The organism is Mitsuaria sp. MSU3D (assembly GCF_056867975.1).
This window is the reverse complement of the sequence record NZ_CP200314.1, coordinates 5,329,146-5,350,169: the sequence shown is the minus strand read 5'-3', so window position 1 is coordinate 5,350,169 and position 21,024 is coordinate 5,329,146. Positions and strand designations below refer to the sequence as shown.

Sequence of the window (21,024 nt, the reverse complement as noted above, 5' to 3'; positions counted from 1 at the left end):
CGCGCCTAAACCCTTCCCACTTGAGGAGGAGTTCTCACGTCAATCGCCCCACCTCGGGCAAACCCGGGCATGCCCTTTGCCTGCGGCCCGCAGAATCGCCTCCCATAACAGGAGGGGAGCGCGTCAAGCGATCCAACCAGAAAGTGAAATGGGCCGGTCACCGCGTGGTGACCGGCCTTTTTTCCGTCCAGGCCCCTTCGGCTCCCCGGCAGGATCCCGGCCGCCCGGTCAGGGTTTCCCCGCCGCGCAGAGCGAGCAGATGCGCCGGCAGCCGCCCCGACACCGCGAGCGGGAGGCGGATACTCCGCTGTCATATCTGTTTCAGCGGCTTCGTCCGGAGCCCCGATCCGCCATGACCCTGACCCGTCGCACCTGGCTGCTGGTGCCCGTCCTGGCGGCGCTGGCCGCCTGCGCCAACGCCCCGTCCTCCCCGACCTCGGACGCCGGCACCGCCCCGGCAACACCTGGCCCCGTGGCCCCCGCCTTCGCGGCGAAGAAACCGCCCAGGCTGGTGGTCTTCATGGTGGTCGACGGGCTGCCGATCCGGCAGGTGCTCGGCTACCGCGACCAGCTGCAGCCGGACGGCTTCAAGCGCTTCCTGGACCGCGGCGCGTGGTTCGCCAACGCGTACTACGGTCACGGCTACACGGTCACGGCCGCCGGCCACTCGATCATGCTGAGCGGCGCCTACCCGCAGCGCAGCGGCATCATCGGCAACGAGTGGCGCGATCCGCAGACCGCCGCCCCGCAGTACAACACCGCCGATGCGCGCTACCAGTACATCGGCAACAAGACCGAGCCGCTGGCCGGCACGAGCCCGAACAACTACAAGGTCGAGACCGTCGGCGACGTGCTGCGCACGCTGCAACCGGGGTCGAAGGTCATCGGCATCTCCGGCAAGGACCGCGGCGCCATCCTGCCGGCCGGCCACAAGGGCACGGCCTACATGTACATGGGCGGCAGCGGCGAATTCGCGTCGTCCACCTACTACATGGACAAGCACCCCGCCTGGGTCGACGCCTTCAACGCGGCCAAGCCGGCCGACAAGTTCTTCGGCAAGACCTGGTCCCCGATGCTGCCGGAGGCGGCCTACGCGCGCAGCGTGCCGGACGGCCAGCCCTGGCAGGCCAACAGCGGCAACGGCAACAAGCTGCCGGCCGTGCTGGGCGCCGGCATGGACGGCCCGGGGCCGCGCTTCTACGGCAACATCCTGCCCTCCCCCTTCGGCGACGAGCTGACGCTGGCCTTCGCCAAGGCGGCCGTCGAGGGCGAGCGGCTGGGCACCGACGACCAGACGGACATCCTGTCCGTCAGCCTCTCCAGCCATGACTACATCAACCACGCCTTCGGTCCCGAGTCGCGGCTGTCGCACGACCACTTCCTGCACCTCGACGCCTACCTGCAGGACTGGTTCAAGTACCTCGACGCCAAGGTCGGGCGCGACAACTACGTCGCCGTGCTGACCGCCGACCACGGTTTCACCGACACGCCCGAATGGGCGAAGTCGCAGGGCCGGGACGCCGGGCGCATCAACCCGGCGCAGGTCGTGGGCGTCATCAACGCGGGCCTGTCGAAACGCTTCGGCGAGTACCGCTGGGCACTCAACATGTCCGGATCGGGCGTGATCTTCGACGAGGTGGCGATCAAGGCCGGCGGCCTGAACCCCGACGACGTCTATGCCGTCGCCAAGGCGTCGGTCGAGCAGATCGATGGCATCCAGGTGGCCTTCACCCGCGCGCAGCTGGCCGGAACGGACACCACGACGCCCTACCTCGAGCAGTTCCGCCGTTCCTGGTACCCCGGCATCGCCGCGCCGCTGCAGGTGGTGCCGAAGGCGGGCTGGATGTTCGGTTCCCGCGCGACCGGCACCACCCACGGCAGTCCCTACGAGAACGACACCCACGTTCCGCTGCTGACCTGGGGACCGACGTGGGTCGGCCAGGGCCGCATCGAGCAGCGCGTCGAGATCGTCGATCTCGCGCCGACGCTGTCGGCCCTTCTGCACATCCCCGCGCCGAAGCAGGCGCAGGGCCGGCTGCTGCCCCTGCCGGCGAAGTAACCCAACCGAGCGCGGATTCCCCCCGTTCACCCCACCCACCCGCCACCGAAGCGGGGGTGGGGTGCGCCCGCCACACGGCTCCTGTAGGCTCACCGGTCTCGCAGAAGTGACAGGGAGACCGCCGTGTTTGGCTGGTTCGAAAAGCTCGTCGATCCGTTTCCGCAGACCCCGGCGCCTCAGCCGCCCAAGGGGTTCTTCGCCTTCGTCTGGGCCGGCTCGCACGGCATGCGCGGACTGGTGGGGGTGCTCATCGTCCTGACCGCCGCCATCGGCGCCTTCGAGGCGCTGCTGTTCTCGATGCTGGGCTCGGTCGTCGACTGGCTCAGCCAGGTCCCGCCCGCGCAGTGGTGGGCGACGCAGCAGGACAAGCTGCTGATGCTCGGCGGCATCCTGCTGGCCAGCCCGCTGCTGATCGCGCTGCAGTCGTTGAGCAAGTACCAGGGCCTGTCCAGCAACTTCCCGATGCGGCTGCGCTGGAACTTCCACCGCCACCTGCTCGCGCAGAGCATGAGCTTCTACCAGGACGAGTTCGCCGGCCGCGTCTCCGCCAAGCTGATGCAGACCGCGCTGGCGGTGCGCGAATGCTGGCTGATCGTCACCGACATCCTGGTCTTCATCACGATCTACTTCGTGACGATGCTGGGCGTCGTCGGCAGCTTCGACGCGACGCTGCTGCTGCCCTTCCTGGGCTGGCTGGCCTGCTACGTGGTGGCGCTGAGCTACTTCGTGCCGCGCCTGGGCAAGGCCGCCACCGCGCAGGCCGACGCCCGCAGCCTGATGACCGGCCGCATCACCGACGCGTACACCAACATCAGCACGGTCAAGCTGTTTTCGCACTCCAACCGCGAAGCCGGTTTCGCCCGCGGCGCGATGCAGGACTTCCTGAACACCGCCTACCGCCAGATGCGGCTGATCAGCGGCTTCGAGATCGTCAACCATGCGCTGTCGATGGGCCTGATCGCCTCGACCGCCGGCATGACGGTCTGGCTGTGGACGCAGGGCCAGGTCGGCATCGGCGCGGTCGCCGCCGCCACCGCGATGGCGCTGCGCCTGAACGGGATCTCACACTGGATCATGTGGGAGATGGCCAGCCTGTTCGAGAACATCGGCACCGTGCAGGACGGCATCACGACGCTGTCGCGTCCCATCGCGATCCAGGATGCGGACGACGCCAGGCCGCTGGACGTGACCCGGGGCGAAGTCCGCTTCGAGCATGTCGACTTCAGCTACGGCGGTCGCAAGACCGTGCTGCACGACCTGACCCTGACGATCCGCCCCGGCGAGAAGATCGGCGTGGTGGGCCGCTCGGGCGCGGGCAAGTCGACGCTGGTCAACCTGCTGCTGCGCTTCTACGACGTGGACAAGGGCCGCGTCCTGATCGACGGCCAGGACATCGCCACGGCTACCCAGGATAGCCTGAGACGCCAGGTCGGCATGGTCACCCAGGACACCAGCCTGCTGCACCGCTCGGTGCGCGACAACCTGATGTACGGCCGCCCCGACGCGACGGAAGAGGAAATGCGCGCCGCCGCCGAGCGGGCCGAGGCCGTGGACTTCATCGACGGCCTGACGGACCCGAAGGGCCGGCAGGGCTACGACGCCCACGTCGGCGAGCGCGGCGTGAAGCTGTCCGGCGGCCAGCGCCAGCGGATCGCCATCGCCCGGGTGATGCTCAAGGACGCGCCGATCCTGCTGCTCGACGAAGCGACCAGCGCACTGGACTCCGAGGTCGAGGCCGCGATCCAGCGCAGCCTGTACCGGCTGATGGAAGGCAAGACGGTGGTGGCGATCGCGCACCGGCTGTCGACGATCGCAGCGATGGACCGGTTGATCGTGATGGACCAGGGCCGCATCGTCGAACAGGGCGACCACGCGGCGCTGCTGGCCCAGGGCGGCCTCTACGCGAAGCTGTGGGCGCACCAGAGCGGCGGCTTCCTGGTGGAGGACGACGTGGACGTGGAGGAGGACACCCCGGCGCAAGAGCGGGCGCGGGCGTTGTCGCCTGAAGCCGTCACGGGCATGGGCCATCCGCCTCATGCCGTCGGATCCACCGTTGGACACATGGATCCAGCGTCAACGACAGCAAGGGATTCCGCGTAAGCCGGCGCTGACTTATCTGGCGCGCGACGGACACCGCACGCCACCCGTTCAAGGGGTTGGGCGGGGTATCCGGTGGCAGGCTTGTATGGAACACTGCGATCGCAGGTCGGACGGGAGCGCCGATCCGCTTGAGCGTCCGCAGGAATCAGGACGGCATAGCACCACGAAAGCTGAGCATATGGACAACAGCAGCGACACCACCCCGCAGTCTTCGGCCACCCCGACCCCGGTCAAGGGTTCCGTCGTCTCGCAACGCCGCCGCCGTTTCATCCAGGCAGGCGTGGTGCCGGTCGGCCTGACGCTCGCCAGCCGTCCCGCGATGGCGTGGCACTGCAACACGACCTCGGCCTGGGGCTCGGCGATCCTGCGCAACGGCGGCGCCAGCGTGCAGGCGCGTGCCGACGCGGCGGTGATCAACAACACCGAGTGCTGGTACATCTCCAACTGGAAGGACAACTCGGGCCGGTCCCAGGTGCGCGGCGGCAACGCCCCCTGGAACTACGTCATCGCCCAGTACTACTCCGGCAAGACGCTGGCCTACGCGCGCAACAACCTGACCGTCTCCAAGCTGTTCCCGGCCGGTCTGAAAACAGTGGACGGCGCCGCCAACGTCTACAAGATGCTGAAGGATCAGTCGACGAGCTACGGCACCATGATGGTCGTCGCCCGCCTGAACACCCTGTTCGCCGGCAACGGCGTCGCCCAGTGCGTGATGTCCTCGAACAACCAGGACATGCTGCTGCAGATGGCCTCGCAAGGCCCTGACATCTTCAAGCCGACCAACTCGTCCGGCGCGCCCTGGACCGCGGCGGACTTCAGGCGCTATCTGTACGACAACTTCCTCGTGGCCTGATGCCAGGTTCAGCCTGGCGCTGCAGGCAATCGGGCACGGACGTGCTGCTCGCCTGGGAGGGCGAACAGCACGCGGTCTATTTCGACCCCGACAGCGGGGACACCCACCTGATCGCCGCGCTCGGCGCGCAGCTGGCCGAATGGCTGGCCGCCGAGCCGCTGGACCGCGACCAACTCCTGGCGCGCCTGGCCCGGGACGTCGACTGGGACGAGCCGCCCACCCCAGAGGCCCTGTCCGAACTGCTGGACCTGCATCTGCGCCGCCTGGCCGACATCCACCTGCTGATGCCGACGGACCTGGCGGATGCGGTGGCGGAGGCGGCGGAGGAGCCGGTCGCTTGAGACTGCAGGACGTCGGCACCGCCGGGCTGCGGGCCCGGATGCGCGACGGCGGCGTGACGCTGCGGCTGTCGCCCTTCACCGTGCGCGTGCGCTCGGACATCCCCCACCTCGCCGACGACGTCGCGGCCATGTACCGCGACTTCGATCTCGTCGACGAGAACGAATTTGTCGACTTCCACGTCGCCGTCCTGCGCAGCCCCCATTGGCTGAGCCGTCTGCAGGGCCGCGCCGAGTTCTGGTTCGACGGCCAGCGCTCCTTCACGCCGCTGCCGGCCGCGCAGGCGCTGGCGATGCTCGAATGGGGCATCAACTGGTGCATCGCCGCCCACGCCCATCAATACCTGCTGATCCACGCGGCGGTGCTCGAGCGCGACGGCCGCGCGCTGCTGATGCCGGCACCGCCGGGCTCCGGCAAGAGCACGCTGTGCGCCGCGCTGGCGCATCGCGGCTGGCGACTGCTGTCGGACGAACTCGGCCTGCTGGACATGGCCACCGGCCTGGTGCATGGCATGGCGCGGCCGATCAACCTGAAGAACGCGTCGATCCCGTTGATCCGATCCTTCGTGCCGGAGGCGCACTTCAGCGCGTCCATGCCCAACACGTCCAAGGGCACGGTCGCGCTGGTGCGCGCGCCGCAGGACGCGATCGAGCACCGGCTCGCGCCCGCCCGGCCCGCCTGGGTCGTGCTGCCCGCCTGGCGCGCCGAGGCGGCCGCGCAGCTGCTGCCCATCGAGCGCGCCCGCGCCTTCATGGACCTCGCCGAGCAGTCCTTCAACTACGACGTCCATGGCCAGGCCGGTTTCCAGACGCTGGGACGGCTGGTCGACGCCTGCGCGTGCTACCGCTTCGAGTACAGCCGGCTCGACGAGGCCGTGGCGCTCTTCGAGACGCTGGCGGAGGCGGCGCCATGAGCGCGCGTCATGGTCGCGGTCACGGCGAACGCCGCCGTCCGCTGCTGGTCCGCGTGCTGCTGCAGCCCGCGATCGCGGCCGGATTGAGCCTGACCGACTGGGACCTGCTGCTGCGCCAGGCGCGGCGGTCCAACCTCGCCGGCAAGCTGGCCGCGCAGATGGAAGCCGGCGGCTGGCTGGCCACACTGCCCGAGCCGGTGCAGCCGCATCTGCGCTCGGCGCTGCTGCTGTCGCGGCGGCAGGCGCAGATGCTGCGGCGCGAGGTCGACCTGCTGCGCCGGACACTGGCCGAGCTGCCCGGGCCGCTGATCCTGCTCAAGGGCGCCGCGTATGCGCTCGGTGGACACGCCCCGGCGCCGGGGCGGATGTTCAGCGACATCGACCTGCTGATCCCGCCAGAACAGCTGCCGCGCTGCGAGACGACGCTGCTGGTGCACGGCTGGGACTTCGACGACGGCCTGGACGCCTACGACCAGCGCTACTACCGCGCCTGGATGCACGAGCTGCCGCCGCTGCATCACAAGCGCCGGGGCACCTCGCTGGACGTGCACCACACGCTGCTGCCGCCGACGGCGCGCACGCCGCTGGACAGCCGCGCGCTGTTCGACGCCCCGCGCCCCCTGGACGGTCTGCCTGGCGTCTTCACGTTGCCGCCCGAGGACATGCTGCTGCACAGCGCCGCCCACCTGTTCCACGAGGGCGAGTTGCCCAACGGCCTGCGCGACCTGTTCGACCTCGACGCGCTGTTGCGCGAGTTCGGCGCGATCGAGGGCTTCTGGCCGCGGCTGGCCGAGCGCGCGCGGCGGATCGGCCTCTCCCGCCCGCTGTGGCTCGCGCTGCGCTACACGCGGATGCTGCTGGACACGCCCTATCCGGACACATTGCCGTCGGCACTCGGCCCGCCGCCGGGTCCGGTGGCGCTGCGACTGCTGGACGCCTGCTATCGCCGCGCGCTGCGGCCGGCCCACGACAGCTGCCGCCTGCCCGGCCACGCGCTGGCCGAGGTCGCGCTGTACGTGCGGTCGCACTGGCTGCGGATGCCGGTCGGGTTGCTCGCGCTGCACCTGGGGCGCAAGGCCTGGGGCCGGATGACGGCGGTGCCCGAGGCGCCCCCGGTCGACGCGCCCGGCGCGACCCGGGGCGACGGCTGAGAGCCCTCCCCCGCCCTCTTCTTCCCTTCTCAGCTCGCGAGACTGGGCCGAGGTGAGGGCCTGCCCGGGCGCGGCCTTTGCCACGTGGGCCAAGGCCTTCGCTTATGCTCGCTTCCCATGAACCGACCCAAGCCTTTCTCCATGATCCGCGAGTTCCACCTGGCGGACTGGTTCACCCTGGGCAACGCCTTCTGCGGCGTCGGCGCGCTGTTCTCGGTGATGACCTTCCTGCAGACCGGCGCGGTGCAGCACCTGTACTACGCGTGCGCGCTGATCCCGGCGGCGCTGGTCTTCGACGTGCTCGACGGCCGCATCGCGCGCTGGCGCCAGAAGAGCTCCGCGATGGGGCGTGAGCTCGACTCGCTGGCCGACGTGATCTCCTTCGGCGTCGCGCCGGCGGTGATCGCCTACGGCTGCGGCATGCAGGGGCTGTGGGACCGCATCGTGCTGGGCTTCTTCGTCGCCTGCGGCGTGTCGCGTCTGGCCCGCTACAACATCACCGCCGAGACGCTGTCCGGCGGCAACGACAAGGTCGCCTACTTCGAAGGCACGCCGATCCCGACCTCGCTGCTGATCGTGATCGTGCTGTGGGTCGCCGCCTGGCAAGGCGCGATCGGCGAGGCGCTGTGGTTCGGCGGCGTCAAGCTCGGCGGCTTCACGCTGCACCCGCTGGTGCTGCTGTTCGCGATCTCGGGCTCGCTGATGATCAGCCGGATCAGGATTCCGAAGCTCTGATCCGGCGCGACGGTCAGGTCGGCATCATGCCGACTGACCGCCGCCAAACCGCCGCCAGACCGCCGCCAGACCGCCGCCGCCGCCCTCAGTGCGGCGGCGTCGTGACGATCGCGCCACCGCGCAGCGGATCGCGCCAGGGCGCCCGCGGCGCCGCGTCTGCCGGCCGGTCTTCCAATGGCCTCGTCACCCGGCACTGGCCGGTGGCGGCATGGATCAAAGCCGCTTTCAGCAGCGCCTCATTGGGATCGCTGAGCTCATGGGCGAGATCGTCCACCACGAAGCAGCCCTGAACCCCATTGGCGCCCGATCCGCCCGGCACGAATCCCTCGCCGTAACCTGAGAATCCCTGGGCGTTGCTCACGACATGGTCCAGCGGCAGGTAGGTGTGGCCGCAGTTGGCCCTCGGGCTGGCGGCATAGGGGCGACCGCAGGTGGTGCTGCCGATCAGCACGACATCCACGCCGACGCCCCGCAGGCCGTTGATCAAGGCCTCGCTGGCCGCGCATGTGCCGGCCTGGGTCAGGACGTACACGCGCCGAAGATGGCCGGCATCGAGCGTGGGCAGGTCAGGCGTCAGACAGCGCCCGCTCAGGTCGGCGCAGCCATGGAACGGCAGCTCCGTGCCGCTCAGTTGCCCGCCCTGGAGGCGCGCGAAGGCTTGTCCCATGCTGCGTTTGCCAGCGACCATGTAGGCCAGTTGACTGGCGACGGACAAGTCGCCGCCCTGGTTGAAGCGCAGGTCGATCACGAGGTGGTCGATCCGCGCCTCGCTGAAGTCATTGATCGCGCTGACCAGCTCGGCGGTCGCGAGCGCGCCATGTTCCTGGAACAGCAGATATCCGACATCGTCCTCTCCCATCTTGATGAGCTTCGCCAACGGCACGGGCTGCCTGGCGAGGCCGCTGGTCAAGGTCACGGTCCTCGTCGAAGCGTCGCCCTCCGACCTCAAGATGAAGCGGTGCTCCGTTTCCATGTCGCGCGGAAACATCAACGCCGCGAGGAGGGCCGCGCGTTCCTCGTCGTCGTCGTCGGCCTCGACGCCGGCGGCAGCAACCAGCGTATCGCCTCGCTTGACGCCTTGCCGCTCCGCCCGGCTGCCGGGCTGAACGAAAGCGACCCGGATGTTCCTGGGCGGCGTGTGCGATCCCACGGACCATTCGATGCCGAAACCGGGCACTTTCTCGCCGCTCATGAAGGCATTGAACGCGGACGTGGGCACGACCTGGGTGTATTCATCCCGGCGCTTTCCGCCGGGCTTGAACGCGGGCGAGCGCAGCGCGTCCAGATAGGCCGACAGGGCTCGCGACACGTCGTTGTCGTCGAGTCCATCGACATCGACATCGACATACGGCACGTCCTGGCGCCAGAGGTAGACCTCGTCCATGAGTGAACGCACCCAGTTCCGCTCGATCGCCAAGCTGCCGGTGGGCGCTCCGTCCCGGGCGTTCTCCGCTTCGACGTTGTCCGGGGCGCACTGCCCGGCGTAGACCGAGCTGTGCTGAAAGGCGCGATTCAGCACCCGCCCGGCATCGACGCCGTCCTTGCCGTCCGCGCCAGCCGGACCACGCGGGCCTGGAAAACCGGGCCGGCCTGGAAGACCTTCCGGACCAGGAAAGCCCGGCTCACCACGTTCACCCGGATTGCCGGGCGAGCCGTCCTTGCCATCCCGCCCGTCCTTGCCCGCCGGTCCGGGCAGGCCCGCTTCGCCGGGCAGACCGCGAAGCCCGTGCAAGCCGTCCTCGCCATCCCGTCCATCCTTGCCCGCCGGTCCAGGCAGGCCCGCTTCGCCGGGCAGACCGCGAGGTCCGGGCATGCCGTCCTCGCCATCCAGCCCATCCTTGCCATCCCTGCCCGCCGGTCCGGGCAGACCGGCCTCGCCAGGCAGACCGCGAGGTCCGGGGGAGCCGTCCATCCCGGTCATCCCATTCGTCCCGTTCGTCCCGTCCCGGCCATCCTTTCCAGCCGGCCCCGGCGGGCCGTCCTTGCCATCGGCCCCGTCCACGGCCATCACGTCTTCGCCGCCGTCATGGCAGCCTTGCAACACCGCGACGCAAGCGGCGCACATCACGATGATCGACGCACGCTTGGCCGCGCGCTCGATCCAGGTTCTCTTGGTCATCTCTGCTGTCCGCCGAACGAATCGGCCGCCTCTGTGGGAGAAGGCGACTTTGTCGAAGCGCTGCGGGCAGGGTTCCGTTGCCCAGTGCAACAAATCGGCGCGCGCGACAACGAAAAAGCCGCTCCGGGGGAGCGGCTTCTTCAGTGCGCCATGAACGGCGCGGACCGACGGCTCAGGGCCGTCCGCCGACGATCCGGTTGCTGCGCGCCGCGAGCTTCTTGAGACTCAGCGCGATCGCATCGCCGTCCGCCGCCCGCACGCCCATCGCGCGGGCCCGGCCCGTTTCCGACGACTGCGCCGCCGGGCAGGTGCCGTTGGCCCGGTACTGCAGCGCCGCGGCCAGCATCGCCTCGCTGGTGTCGCCCAGCGCGTGGTCGAAATCGTCCGCGACCTGGCAACCCTTGACCCCGGTCGCGCCCGTGCCCGCGGGGACGAAGCCGTCCGCGTACTCGCCGAAGCCCTTGTTGTTGGTGCCGACGAACTCGATCGGGAAGTAGCTGTAGCCGCAGTTGTCCTTCGCGGAGAAACCGTAGGGCTTGCCGCAGGTGGTCCCGCCGACCAGCACGACCTCGATGTCGACGCCGCGCAGGCCGTTGATCAGCGCCTCGCTGGCCGAGCAGGTGCCCGACTGCGCCAGCACGAACACGCGCTTGAGGTTCAACGCCGGCAGCGGCTGCTGGGACGTGCAGTTGTTGCCCGACAGCAGGCAGGACTCGCTGTAGAACGGCGTCTTCGAATCCGGGCTATTGGTCTCCGCGCTGCGCTTGCTGTTGTAGCGCAGCTGCTCGAAGGTCTTGCCCGACGTCGCCGTGCCGCCCGCGATCATGTAGGCCAGCTCGCTGGCAATGAACAGGTAGCCGCCGCCGTTGTAGCGCAGGTCGACGACCAGATCGCTCACGCCGCTGGCGCCGAAGCTGCGCATCGCGCTGATCAGCTGCGCCTCCGCCGTCAGGATGTGGTCGTTGAAGACCAGGTAGCCCACCTTCGCGCCGTCGGCGGCGGTGAGCACCTGGCTGGTCGGCACCGGCGTCTTGGTGACATTGCCGGCGACCAGCGAGACGTCGCGCGACAGCCCCGCGTTGGACGTCAGCACCAGGCGGTGGCTGCCGCCGGCGGTGTCGGGGAAGAGCGCCGCGTTGAGCGTGTTCACGCCGGCCGCATCGGCGGCATCCGCGGACGCGCCGTCCGCGGTCACCAGCGTGTCGCCGCGGCGCACGCCGGCCCGGTCGGCGACGCTGCCGGGTTCCACGAAGGCGACGCGCAGACCGCGCGGCGGCGTCGGCGACTTCATCGACCATTCGATGCCGTAACCGACCTCCACGCCGCTCTGCGACAGCGCGTTCCACTCGCGCGTGCTCATCATGAAGCTGAACTGGTCCTTGCGCTTGCCGCTCGCCGTGAACGCCGGCGACAGCAGGTCCTCGAAGTAGGCGTTCAGCGCGGTCTCCACGTCGCTGCCGCTGTAGGCCGCCGCCGAGGCGTTGATCGACGGCACGTCCTCGCGCCACAGGTAGGCCTCGTCGAGGTAGGAACGGACCCAGCTCTTCTCCGTGGACAGCGAGGCGGTGCGCAGATTGGCCGCCGCTTCCGTGTTGCCCGGCGCGCATTGCTGGGCGTAACTGGCGCTGGGCTGGATCGTGGTCTCGCCCCCGGTGTTCCCGCCGGTGTTGCCCCCGCCGCCGACGGAGCCGCCGCCGTTGTTGCTGCCGCCGTTGCTGCCGCTGTTGCTGCCGTTGAGCGGCGTCCCGCTCTCACCGCCCCCGCCGCCGCAGGCGCTCAGCATCATCACGCCAACAGCGCCGGCCACGGCCAGACGCGCCACCCGGCCCATCACGGATCGATTCATCGCAACTCCCTCGTGGGACTTCGGTCCCATGTCTTTGTAGGTTGGCTGACATCATCGTGATGTCATCGGGAAACCTTCGAGGGCCGATTTATAGCGAAAAACCGGTGACAGGCCTTGGACTTAATCGAGGGTCTCCGCCCTCAGGGTGACGAGTGATGCGCCCTCGCCACTGGCGAAGATCCGCCAACCGAACCAACCCGGTGGCGCCGGCAGGTCCAGCGTCTGGCCGGGTTCCAGCCAGTGATCGTCCGGCCAGCCGACCCGGGTGATCCAGGCCCGGCCGCCGAAGACCCGCAGCCGCACGGGGCGCCGCAGGCGCAGCGCGACCGGGCGGCCGTCGGTCGGCAGCACGAGGGCGCCGGGACCCGGCCCGGGAGGGACAAAAGCCGGCGCGGGCCAGACCTGGGGCTGGAGGCGGGGCCGGAACGGCGAGGGGAGCAGGCGGAGCGGTTGCATGCCGTCACCTTAAAAAATATGGCTGTCGCGCTCCATCCACAGCCGCCGACCGACACGAGGCATACAGCCCGCGCACGAACCGGGCCTGTGCTGGCCGGCTTGCCGCTCATCTGTATCGGTCATCGCCGGGCGGGAACACACAGAATCGATGCATGGACGCGCCGCTGTTACCGCTGTACATGCAACTCGCCGACCGGATGGCCCGGTCGATCCGCTCGGGCACCTTGAAGCGCGGCGAGCGGCTGCCGTCGGTGCGGGAGCTGGCGGGACAGCACGGCGTCTCGCTGTCGACGGCGGTCCAGGCCTACCGGTGGCTGGAGGACGCCCGGCTGATCGAGGCCCGGCCGCGCTCGGGCTACTTCGTCGCGGCACGCCCGCCGCGGCTGCCGGAACCGCGCGTCTCGCGCCCCGACACGGCGTCCCGGATGGTGCAGCTGGACCAGCTCGGCGTGCAGGTGATGGCGCTGTCGCAGGACCCCGCCTTCGTCTCCTTCGGCGCGGCCTGTCCGGGCCCGGAGCTGTTCGACCAGGACCGCGTCCGCCGCGCGATGGCGCGCGCGGTGATGCGCCATCGCGACCTGCTGTGCACCTACCCGCTCGGCCCCGGCATGGAGGAGGCGCGGCGCGCGGTCGCGCGGCATGCGCTCGGCCTGGGCTGCGTGCTCGACCCGGACGAGGTCGTTCTCACCAACAGCTGCATGGAGGCGATCAGCCTGTGCCTGCGCACGGTGTGCAAGCCCGGCGACGTGGTGGCGCTGGAATCGCCGACCTATTACGGCTTCCTGGAGATCCTGCAGAGCCTGCACCTGCGCGCGCTGGAGATCCCCACGCATCCGCGGCACGGCATGTCGCTGGACGCGCTGCAGCTGGCCTTCGAGACCCAGCAGGTCAAGGCGGTGCTGACGGTGCCGACGCTGTCGAATCCGCTGGGCGCGTCCATGCCGGTGCCTGAGCGCCGCCGGCTGGCGGCGATGCTGGCGCAGCACGACGTCGCGCTGATCGAGGACGTGCTCTACAACGACCTGTCCGAACAGGAGGACAAGCGCCGCGCGGTGAAGTCCTTCGACACGACGGGGCACGTGATGATCTGCGGCTCGTTCTCGAAGACGATCGCGCCCGGGCTGCGGCTGGGGTGGGTGGAAGCGGGCCGCTGGGGCCAGGTGTTGCGGCGGACGAAGGCGGTGCAGTCCGGCGGCCAGACCAGCGTGCTGGAGCTGGCGCTGGCGGACCTGCTGACGCAGGCCGGCGGCGGTGCCGCGTTGCGGCAGCTGCGCGCAACGATCGCCGCGCGCGTCGACCACGCCCGCCAGATGATCGCGGAGAGCTTCCCGAAGGGCACGCGCGTGTCCGACCCGGCCGGCGGCTTCATCCTGTGGGTGGAACTGCCCGACGGGCTGGACACCGCCCTGCTCTACGAGGCCTGCCTGGCCGAGCACATCGTGATCGCGCCGGGGATGATGTTCTCGGCGAGTCCGCGCTTCCGGAACTGCGTGCGTCTGGGTGTCGGCGGCCAGTGGGGCGACGCGCACCCGCGCGCGCTGCGCCGCATCGGAGCGTTGGCGAAGGCGCTGCTCATGGCCCCTTCCAACACGTCCAACGACGAGCTCGCGGCTTAGCAGTCGCTCATCCCTGAAGCCATTCGTCCTTGGCGTCCAGACCCTTCGGTGACTTCAGGCGCGTCAGCGCGCCTTCGTCCTCGAGCAATCGCCAGCGCCACCAGTCCGTACTGATGGACTTGATGAGCGACGCGTGGTGCGCGGCGAGCTTCTCCGGAGCGCCCTCACGCGCCCGCCCCAGCAGCCGCTGCCCGAAACCCGCGCCTCGCTCGCCGCCGCCGCCGAAGCTCATGTGATCGGCGCCCTCGAGCCACAGCTGCGCCTTGGCGCCGGCCGGCAGCGTGTCGTAGACGACGCGGCGATAGCGACCGTCGCGCTCCTGGCCGATCGGGTTGCCGTCGAGGCTGCCGGTCAGGCACAGCATCGGGCGCGTGATGCCCTTGATGCCGCCCGGGAAGTGGCCGGCCGACGGACTGAACGCGGCGAAGGCCCTGAAGTGCGAGTCGGTCAGGTCCGGCGCGTTGCGCACCTGGAAGTCGCGTCCCGCGACCGCCAGCGTCGTCTGGGCGCCGAAGGAGTGGCCCGACATGCCGAGCGCCTTCGGCAACACGCGCGCCCACGGACCGCTGCCGTCCTTCTGCAGCTTCAACATCTGCCCGACGGCGAACTGCACGTCGTGGCCGCGTTCGATCAACTGCTCGACGCTCGCGGCGGCCTTCACCGCCTGCAGCCCGCCGCGCCAGATCGCGCGATCGCTTCCCGCATGCTGCAGATGCAGCGTCGCGATGCCGGCCTCGGCCCAGGCCTGCCCCCACTCGGTGCCGCCGTCCAGGCTGCCGCCCAGGCCGTGCGAGAACACCACCAGCGCCATCGGCCGGTCGCCGTCGGGCAGGCGCAGCCGCCAGGGGATGTCGCGCAGGCGGGACTGATCGCGCCAGACGCCTTGCTGGACGCCGGCATCCGGCGCGCTCTGCGCACGCGCGGGAAGCCATGCGGCGGCACCGAAGGGGAGGCCCACGGCCGTCACGGCGGAGAAGGCGGAAAAGGCGGAAGCGCGCTTCAGGAGCGCGCGGCGAGCGGGGTCGTGAGGCAGAAAATTCATGGCGACGAGGCGGGCAGATGCCGTTCCCGCCCCGGTGGCGGCACCGGCTTGAGGCGCAGGGCCCAGGAGACGCCGCCGACCAGCAGCACCACGCCGGCCACGCCCATCAGCGGCGGCCACTCGGCGCGATGCCACTGCGCGTAGGCGAGCGCGGCCAGCGTCTCGAAGACGATCAACTGGCCCACCAGCGCGGTCGGCAGGCGCTGGCTGGCCTCATTCCAGCACAGCGTGCCGAGCCAGGACGCGAACAGCCCGATGGCGGCCATCAGTCCGACATAGGGCCACAGCCGGGGACCGGCGGGGAAGTCGAAGCCGGCGGGCAGCAGCGGCAGCCCGGCGCCGTCGGCGATCGCGAGCACCACGAAGGCCAGCACCGCCATCGGCAGCGTCACCAGCCCCTGCGCGGTGGCCCAGGCCCGGGGGTTGCGGTCGGCGTGCGCGCGCAGCCAGTCGGCGTTGCGGATCGGGTACCAGGTCCAGCAGGCCAGCGCGATCAACGCCAGACCCGCGCCCTGCAGGTAGCGGCCCAGTTGCTGGGGCGCGACCGCGGCCTGCTCGACCTGGTTGACGCAGCCGATGCCCAGCGCGATCAGCAGCAGCGCCGGTGCCAGGTCGCGCCAGCGGTAGTGACCGTCGCGCGCGGCGTTGCGATGGTTGGAGCAGACCGCGATGACCACGGGCAAGGTGCCGATGATCATCGTCGGCAGCGGTCCGCCGGCGCGCTGGATGGCGGCGGCCAGCGTCAGGTAGTAGAGGAAGTTGCCGATCGCGCTGAGCTTCACCGCGTCGACCCAGTCCGCGCGGGTGAGGCGCTTCAGCTCCCGCCAGTCGATCGACGCCAGCGGCACGGCCAGCAGGCCGAACGCGAGGTAGCGGCCGGCCATCAGCATGGCGGCGGGGTAGTCGGGCAGCAACAGCGGGGTGACGAACACCAGGCCCCACATCAGGCCGGCGGCGAGCGCGAACAGGAATCCGGACAGCATGCGGCGCAGTGTCGCCGGGCGTCAGGGGCGGCGTCTTGTACCCAGTTGCTGCTGGTAGCGCGCCGGCGTCACGCCGTAGCGACGCGCGAAACCGCGCGTCAGGTGCGCCTGGTCGGTGAGTCCGACGGCGGCCGCGACCTGCGCGGGCGCGTGGCCGGCGGCGAGTTGCCGCTTGGCCTCATTGAGCCGCAGTGCCATCAGCGCCTGCTGCGGCGTCGCATGGTGCTGCGCCTTGAAGCTGCGCAGGAAGTGGAACGGGCTCAGGCCGGCCACGGCGGCCAGGCGCCCGGTGTCCATCGACTCGTCGAGGTGGGCCCGCATGTGCTCGATCACCGGCGCGAAGCGCGGCGCGCCGCCGTCGGGGCGGACCGGCGCGCGATGCGCGTGGCGGCTCAGTCCCTGGACCAGTTCGAGCAAGGCGCTGTCGAAGGCCAGCGGCTCGCGCGCGCGCCACAGCGCGGCGATCAGCGCGGCGGCGCGCGTGGCGGCCGCCGCATCGTGCGCCACCGCGACGTCGAAGCGCCACGCCGGGCCGCCGTACAGCTCGGCCAGCAGCGCCTCGTCGAGGTAGACCATCCGATATCCCCAGGCGTCGGCCGTGGCCGCCTCGCCGGTGTGGATGTCCTCGGGGTTCATGAGCATCAGCGTCGCCCGGGGCGCGAGGTGCTCGCCGCCCCGCCAGCGGAAGCGCCCGACTCCGTCCGTGATCGCGCCCAGGCCGTAGGCCTCGTGCGTGTGCGGCTCGAAGCTGTGGCGCAGGATGTGGGCGTGGTACAACTCGACGCCCGCGCGATGCGGGGGGCGACGGTACTGGGCCTGATCCTCGGGATGTTCGAACGCCGTGGGCATGAGGCCGAGTCTATGCGGGCCTCGCGCCGCGCGTCGGCGCCAGCCTTCGCGGCTTCGGAAGTCCGTGGACCGCGCCGCTCAGAGCAATCCCGGCGTCATCCCCGTCCAGCGCTTGAATGAACGCCGGAAGTTGCTCTTGTCGGTGAAGCCCAGCGAGCGCGCCACCGCCTCGCCGCGCTGGCCGCGCATCAGCATGAGGTAGAGCGCCGCATGCGCGCGGACCTGGTCCAGCTGCGCCTGGTGGTGGGTGCCGAGCTGGGCCAGCTGGCGCTTCAGCGTCGCCGGGCTGACGCCGAAACGCCGCGCGCTGCGTTCCAGCGACGGATCGCCGCCGACCTCGGCCAGCAGGTGGTCGTAGAGCGCCGCGAGCTGGCCGCGCGAGGCAGCTTCCGGATCCGCACCCTGCGCCAGCGCGCCGGCCGCCATGGCCGGTCGGCCGGGGACTGCCGCGGGCCAGGGCGCGGTCGCCGCCGCCAGCGGCAGGCGCATTGCATCCACCTGGCAACCGAAGCGGAGATCGCTGCCGAGGTAGGCCGCGTGTTGCGACAGCTCCCGTGGGCGCGTGCGATTGAAGCTGAACGACCAGGGCAGCGCCTGCCCGCCGCCCAGCCATTGCGCCATCGCGACGACGGCGCTCATCTGCATGTCCACGAGCAAGGGCTGCAGGCTGGCCGGCGCGCCGCAGGATTCGGTCCAGACGAGCAGCAGTTCGTCCGAGGTCTCGACCAGCCGAGGCGTGAGCAGCGGCGACAGACGTGCCGGCCAGTCGCACAGCACGCGCAGCGCCTGGCGCAGGTCGCCGGCCTGCTGCATCGCCTGGCTGGCGAGGCCGTAATGCCCCGGCAGGCTCAGCTGGCCGACGACGAACCCGACGTCGCGCGCCAGCGGCTGCAGCGCGGCCAGCATCGACAGCAGTTGCCGAGGCGACAACACCTGCCCCGGCACCACCCCGCAACGGCCCAGCCATTCCTGCGGTTCGAACGCGCGGCTCCGGGCGAACTCGGCCAGCAGCGCGCCCTGGTAGGCCCACGGGATGAAGGCGCGGTCCGCGCCGTGATGCGGCACGGCGCGCGTCGGCAAGGCCTGGCGCAACGCGGCCAGCGCATCGTCGGACGCAGCGGTCGCTGCGGTCGCCGCGACCGTGCCCACCGCGGCGCTGGCAGCGGCGTCGGCTTCGTCCGCGACGAGCCTCACCGCAGCCGCTCCAGCAGGCGCAGCAGCTGCGTCTCCGCGTCTTCCTGCAGATCCAGCGCGGCGCTGGCCATGCGGGCGCTCAGCCGCGCCCGCGTGCGTCCGTCGGCGCACGGATGCACATGGGAGGACAAGGCCCCCAGCAGATCGCCCGGCAGCGCCGAATCGGCGTCCGGCAACACGGCCACGAAGCGGTCGGCCGCATAGCGGCACAGCAGGTCGCCGCCACGCAACTGCAGCAGCAACAGCGGGCCGGTGGCCTGCAGCAGCCGGTCGGCTTCGGCCAGCCCGTGCTGGCGCGCGAGCGTGGACAGGTCCAACCAGCCCAGCATGACCAGCGTGGTGCCCACCGCCGCCGTGCCCGCCGACGTCGCGTTCGACGCTCGTGCCAGGTCTTGCTGGCGGCGGATCTGATCCAGCAGGTAGGCGCCGTCGCCGAGTTGCGTCAGGCCGTCGATCTGCGTGTGTTCGCGATAGCCCCGCTCGCGCCCGGCGCGCAGCGCATTCAGCGCGAGCTGCTCCTGCCGCCACAGGTGCAGGCCGAAGGTCAGGCCCGTCATGCCGATGACGTGGAAGGTCGACTCCATCCCCATCAGCAGCGTGAACTCGCGCGGGAACTTCCAGAACTCGTCCATCAGGTCGGCCCAGCCGCCCAGCAGCATCCCCGACAGGCCCAGGCACAGCCAGGTCGTCACGCGGCCCGCGGGCCGGCTCGCGCGCAGCTGGACGAGCCACAGCGCCAGCATCGCGACGATCGAGGTCTCGCTGACGAGGTCGATCCAGCGCCAGATCGCCATCGGCTTGGCCACGGCCCAATAACCGAAGGCCCAGGTGATGCCCGCCATGGCCAGCAGCAGCGCATGGCCGAAATGACGCGAGCCCGCGACCGGAGCGAGCACCAGCGGCGGGCGAGGCAGCACGACTTTCATGGCGCGCGATGCTAGGCGGCGTGTGTGACAGCCGTTGTCACACGGCGGGGACGGGGTCGTTTCGGCTCACGAACGCCCGGCCAACGCCACTCACCGGCCTCCGTGGCCCCGCCACGTCAACCGGAGAGCCCCTTGCCGAACCGCGTCCTGTCCCTCACCCCGATCGCCGCCGCGCTGCTGGCGCCATTGACCGTTTCCGCCCTGTCGACCGCCTTGCCTCCCCGATCCGTCACGGTCGTCACGACGCTCCCACCGCCGATGGTGATGTGCGGCAACGAGCCGATGCCCATCCTCGAAGCGCCCTACCAGGTGGTGTGCGCGCTCAACGAAGGCGTGATGGCCGATTCGGGGGCTGACCAGGGCGACAACATCCGTGCCGCGCTGGAACGCCTGGCCGACAAAGACACCGGCCTGTACTTCCCGACGGGCCGCTACCTCGTGTCGGGGCACCTCTGGCTGCGCAGCGGCAACGTGCTGGTGGGCAGCCGGTCCGGGGTCACGCACTTCGTCAATCCAGCCGGGAAGACGTCTTCCATCGATCAGACCTTTCACAGTGCCAACAACATCCTGGTCGAGGGCCTGGTCCTGGACAACATCACCATCAACTTCACGCACGCCGGCACCAGCGTGGCCCGCTACAACGGTTTTCGCAATACTGCGTCCGAACAACCGCAGATCTGGACCCACGGGGCGGACAGGATCGTGGGCAACGTGCTGTGGCGTGAGCCGGACCATGCAGGCCGCGGCATCGCCGACTACGGCGGTCGCGGAGCGCTCATTTCGGGCAATCTGCTCGGCAGCGGTGACGCGAGCTCGACCGCAGGGATGAAGCGTCTGGCCGTCGTCGACGCCCGCACGCTGAAGCTCGCCAAGCGGATGACGCGGCTGGCCGCCATTGACGGGATGGTGCCCGACGCAGGGCAGCCCCAGGGCTACTTCACCGTTGCCCTTCATGTCGACGGCACCCGCGGGGGGCAGATCACCAGGAATGACGTCTCGGTGAACGGTTCGCGCGGCGGCGAGGTCGGCCCCGCGGGCCAGGTGGCCCAGCTGAGGAACGTTCAGGACCTGTCCCTGATGGACAACCGTTTCGCCGTCGAGGGCGACGCGGCCACCACCGGGCTGCCGCTCCTGATCGAGGCGCCGCAGGACACGCACATCACCGGGAACACGCTTGAGGGCGTCCCGCTGCAGCTGGTGCCAGACGCCGAGGGGAAACGTCCGACCAAGCGAACCATCGTCAAGACGAATGACCTGGTCGGCACTGCCGTGAGCGTCACCCAGCCTGTCACCGGCGACGACAAGGCCAGCACCACGATCGACGACCTGTCCTTCGTCCAGAACCGCTTCTGGCGGGTGGACCGTTCGCACTGCATGATCGACGCCCCGGTCCCCGTGCAACCGGGCAGGACCTTCGGGGAAATGGGCAACGTGCGGGTCCCCGGCAACGAGCCGGCGAAGACCTGCAATCTCCGCCCCTTGTCTCGCAAGGTGCCGGCGGGGACGACGGAGATCAAGCCGTCGGCAGAGGGTCGCCCCCCCGAAAGGACCACGTCCACGCCCTCCCCCGGCGACGGCAATGCGACGGCACCGATTCCCGAGGTCGCGATGCGACCGGTCCCAGCGACCGACGACCGGCAGCCCGAAGCACCCAGGAAGCGCCGCTGGTACCAGCGGGCGTCCGAGTTCATCGACGAGCAATCCGACGAGATCATCGACAGGCTGAGGGCCATGATCCGGCGGCTCTGACGTCGCCTGCGCGCCACCAGGGGGTCGGATCGGCTCACCGCGCCCCCGCGACGGAGCCGTCCGGGCCGGCACGACACGAGAATCGCGCGCTGTC

General features: G+C 70.4%; 17 protein-coding genes. 9 read left to right on the top strand and 8 right to left on the bottom strand.

All coding sequences use genetic code 11. The annotated features are described in order from the left end of the window. Positions 1–352: 352 nt before the first annotated feature. From AC1VNM_RS23545 to pssA, 7 genes are all read left to right on the top strand, one after another. Entirely contained in the window at positions 353–2,059 is a 1,707-nt protein-coding gene (locus AC1VNM_RS23545; RefSeq protein WP_483108514.1) for an alkaline phosphatase family protein, read from the top strand. Positions 2,060–2,182: 123 nt separating this feature from the next. Further along, positions 2,183–4,159 carry an ABC transporter ATP-binding protein gene (locus AC1VNM_RS23540; RefSeq protein ID WP_483108513.1) on the top strand — a complete coding sequence of 659 codons (1,977 nt, stop codon included), beginning with the start codon at positions 2,183–2,185 and terminating at the stop codon, positions 4,157–4,159. Between the two features lie 178 nt (positions 4,160–4,337). Next, entirely contained in the window at positions 4,338–5,012 is a 675-nt protein-coding gene (locus AC1VNM_RS23535) for a hypothetical protein (protein ID WP_483108512.1), read from the top strand. Next, the gene (locus AC1VNM_RS23530; RefSeq protein WP_483108511.1) at positions 5,012–5,353 is read left to right on the top strand and encodes an HPr-rel-A system PqqD family peptide chaperone; all 342 of its coding nucleotides are present in this window, start codon (positions 5,012–5,014) and stop codon (positions 5,351–5,353) included. The genes AC1VNM_RS23535 and AC1VNM_RS23530 overlap by 1 nt, the downstream gene beginning before the upstream one ends. Beyond that, positions 5,350–6,264: an HprK-related kinase A gene (locus tag AC1VNM_RS23525; protein WP_483108510.1), complete on the top strand. Its 915-nt coding sequence runs from the start codon at positions 5,350–5,352 to the stop codon at positions 6,262–6,264. The genes AC1VNM_RS23530 and AC1VNM_RS23525 overlap by 4 nt, the downstream gene beginning before the upstream one ends. Then, the gene (locus tag AC1VNM_RS23520; RefSeq protein WP_483108509.1) at positions 6,261–7,415 is read left to right on the top strand and encodes a nucleotidyltransferase domain-containing protein; all 1,155 of its coding nucleotides are present in this window, start codon (positions 6,261–6,263) and stop codon (positions 7,413–7,415) included. Before AC1VNM_RS23525 ends, AC1VNM_RS23520 begins: the two co-directional genes overlap by 4 nt. Before the next feature lie 117 nt (positions 7,416–7,532). Then, on the top strand, positions 7,533–8,150 hold the full coding sequence (gene pssA / locus AC1VNM_RS23515) for a CDP-diacylglycerol--serine O-phosphatidyltransferase (protein WP_483108508.1): 618 nt from the start codon (positions 7,533–7,535) through the stop codon (positions 8,148–8,150). Between the two features lie 85 nt (positions 8,151–8,235). On the opposite strand, the gene AC1VNM_RS23510 is transcribed toward pssA, so the two are convergent. From AC1VNM_RS23510 to AC1VNM_RS23500, 3 genes are all read right to left on the bottom strand, one after another. Further along, on the bottom strand, positions 8,236–10,269 hold the full coding sequence (locus AC1VNM_RS23510) for a S41 family peptidase (RefSeq protein ID WP_483108507.1): 2,034 nt from the start codon (positions 10,267–10,269) through the stop codon (positions 8,236–8,238). Positions 10,270–10,441: 172 nt separating this feature from the next. Further along, the gene (locus AC1VNM_RS23505; protein WP_483108506.1) at positions 10,442–12,115 is read right to left on the bottom strand and encodes a S41 family peptidase; all 1,674 of its coding nucleotides are present in this window, start codon (positions 12,113–12,115) and stop codon (positions 10,442–10,444) included. Between the two features lie 120 nt (positions 12,116–12,235). Next, positions 12,236–12,571 carry a DUF2917 domain-containing protein gene (locus tag AC1VNM_RS23500; RefSeq protein WP_483108505.1) on the bottom strand — a complete coding sequence of 112 codons (336 nt, stop codon included), beginning with the start codon at positions 12,569–12,571 and terminating at the stop codon, positions 12,236–12,238. Between the two features lie 152 nt (positions 12,572–12,723). Between AC1VNM_RS23500 and AC1VNM_RS23495 the strand changes: the two genes are divergently transcribed. Continuing rightward, positions 12,724–14,187, top strand: coding sequence for an aminotransferase-like domain-containing protein (locus AC1VNM_RS23495; protein ID WP_483108504.1), 1,464 nt, complete (start codon positions 12,724–12,726; stop codon positions 14,185–14,187). A 7-nt stretch (positions 14,188–14,194) separates the two neighbouring features. On the opposite strand, the gene AC1VNM_RS23490 is transcribed toward AC1VNM_RS23495, so the two are convergent. The 5 genes from AC1VNM_RS23490 to AC1VNM_RS23470 all read right to left on the bottom strand — a co-directional run bounded on the left by AC1VNM_RS23490 (position 14,195) and on the right by AC1VNM_RS23470 (position 19,181). Further along, entirely contained in the window at positions 14,195–15,229 is a 1,035-nt protein-coding gene (locus AC1VNM_RS23490) for an alpha/beta hydrolase family protein (protein WP_483108503.1), read from the bottom strand. After that, positions 15,226–16,212 (bottom strand): DMT family transporter, encoded by a 987-nt coding sequence (locus AC1VNM_RS23485; RefSeq protein WP_483108502.1) that lies wholly within the window; start codon positions 16,210–16,212, stop codon positions 15,226–15,228. Before AC1VNM_RS23485 ends, AC1VNM_RS23490 begins: the two co-directional genes overlap by 4 nt. A gap of 21 nt (positions 16,213–16,233) precedes the next feature. Continuing rightward, positions 16,234–17,061 (bottom strand): AraC family transcriptional regulator, encoded by an 828-nt coding sequence (locus tag AC1VNM_RS23480; protein WP_483108501.1) that lies wholly within the window; start codon positions 17,059–17,061, stop codon positions 16,234–16,236. Between the two features lie 78 nt (positions 17,062–17,139). After that, positions 17,140–18,255: an AraC family transcriptional regulator gene (locus AC1VNM_RS23475; RefSeq protein WP_483108500.1), complete on the bottom strand. Its 1,116-nt coding sequence runs from the start codon at positions 18,253–18,255 to the stop codon at positions 17,140–17,142. Continuing rightward, positions 18,252–19,181, bottom strand: coding sequence for a GGDEF domain-containing protein (locus AC1VNM_RS23470; protein WP_483108499.1), 930 nt, complete (start codon positions 19,179–19,181; stop codon positions 18,252–18,254). Before AC1VNM_RS23470 ends, AC1VNM_RS23475 begins: the two co-directional genes overlap by 4 nt. Positions 19,182–19,313: 132 nt before the next feature. Between AC1VNM_RS23470 and AC1VNM_RS23465 the strand changes: the two genes are divergently transcribed. Beyond that, on the top strand, positions 19,314–20,930 hold the full coding sequence (locus tag AC1VNM_RS23465; RefSeq protein WP_483108498.1) for a hypothetical protein: 1,617 nt from the start codon (positions 19,314–19,316) through the stop codon (positions 20,928–20,930). Positions 20,931–21,024 lie beyond the last annotated feature (94 nt).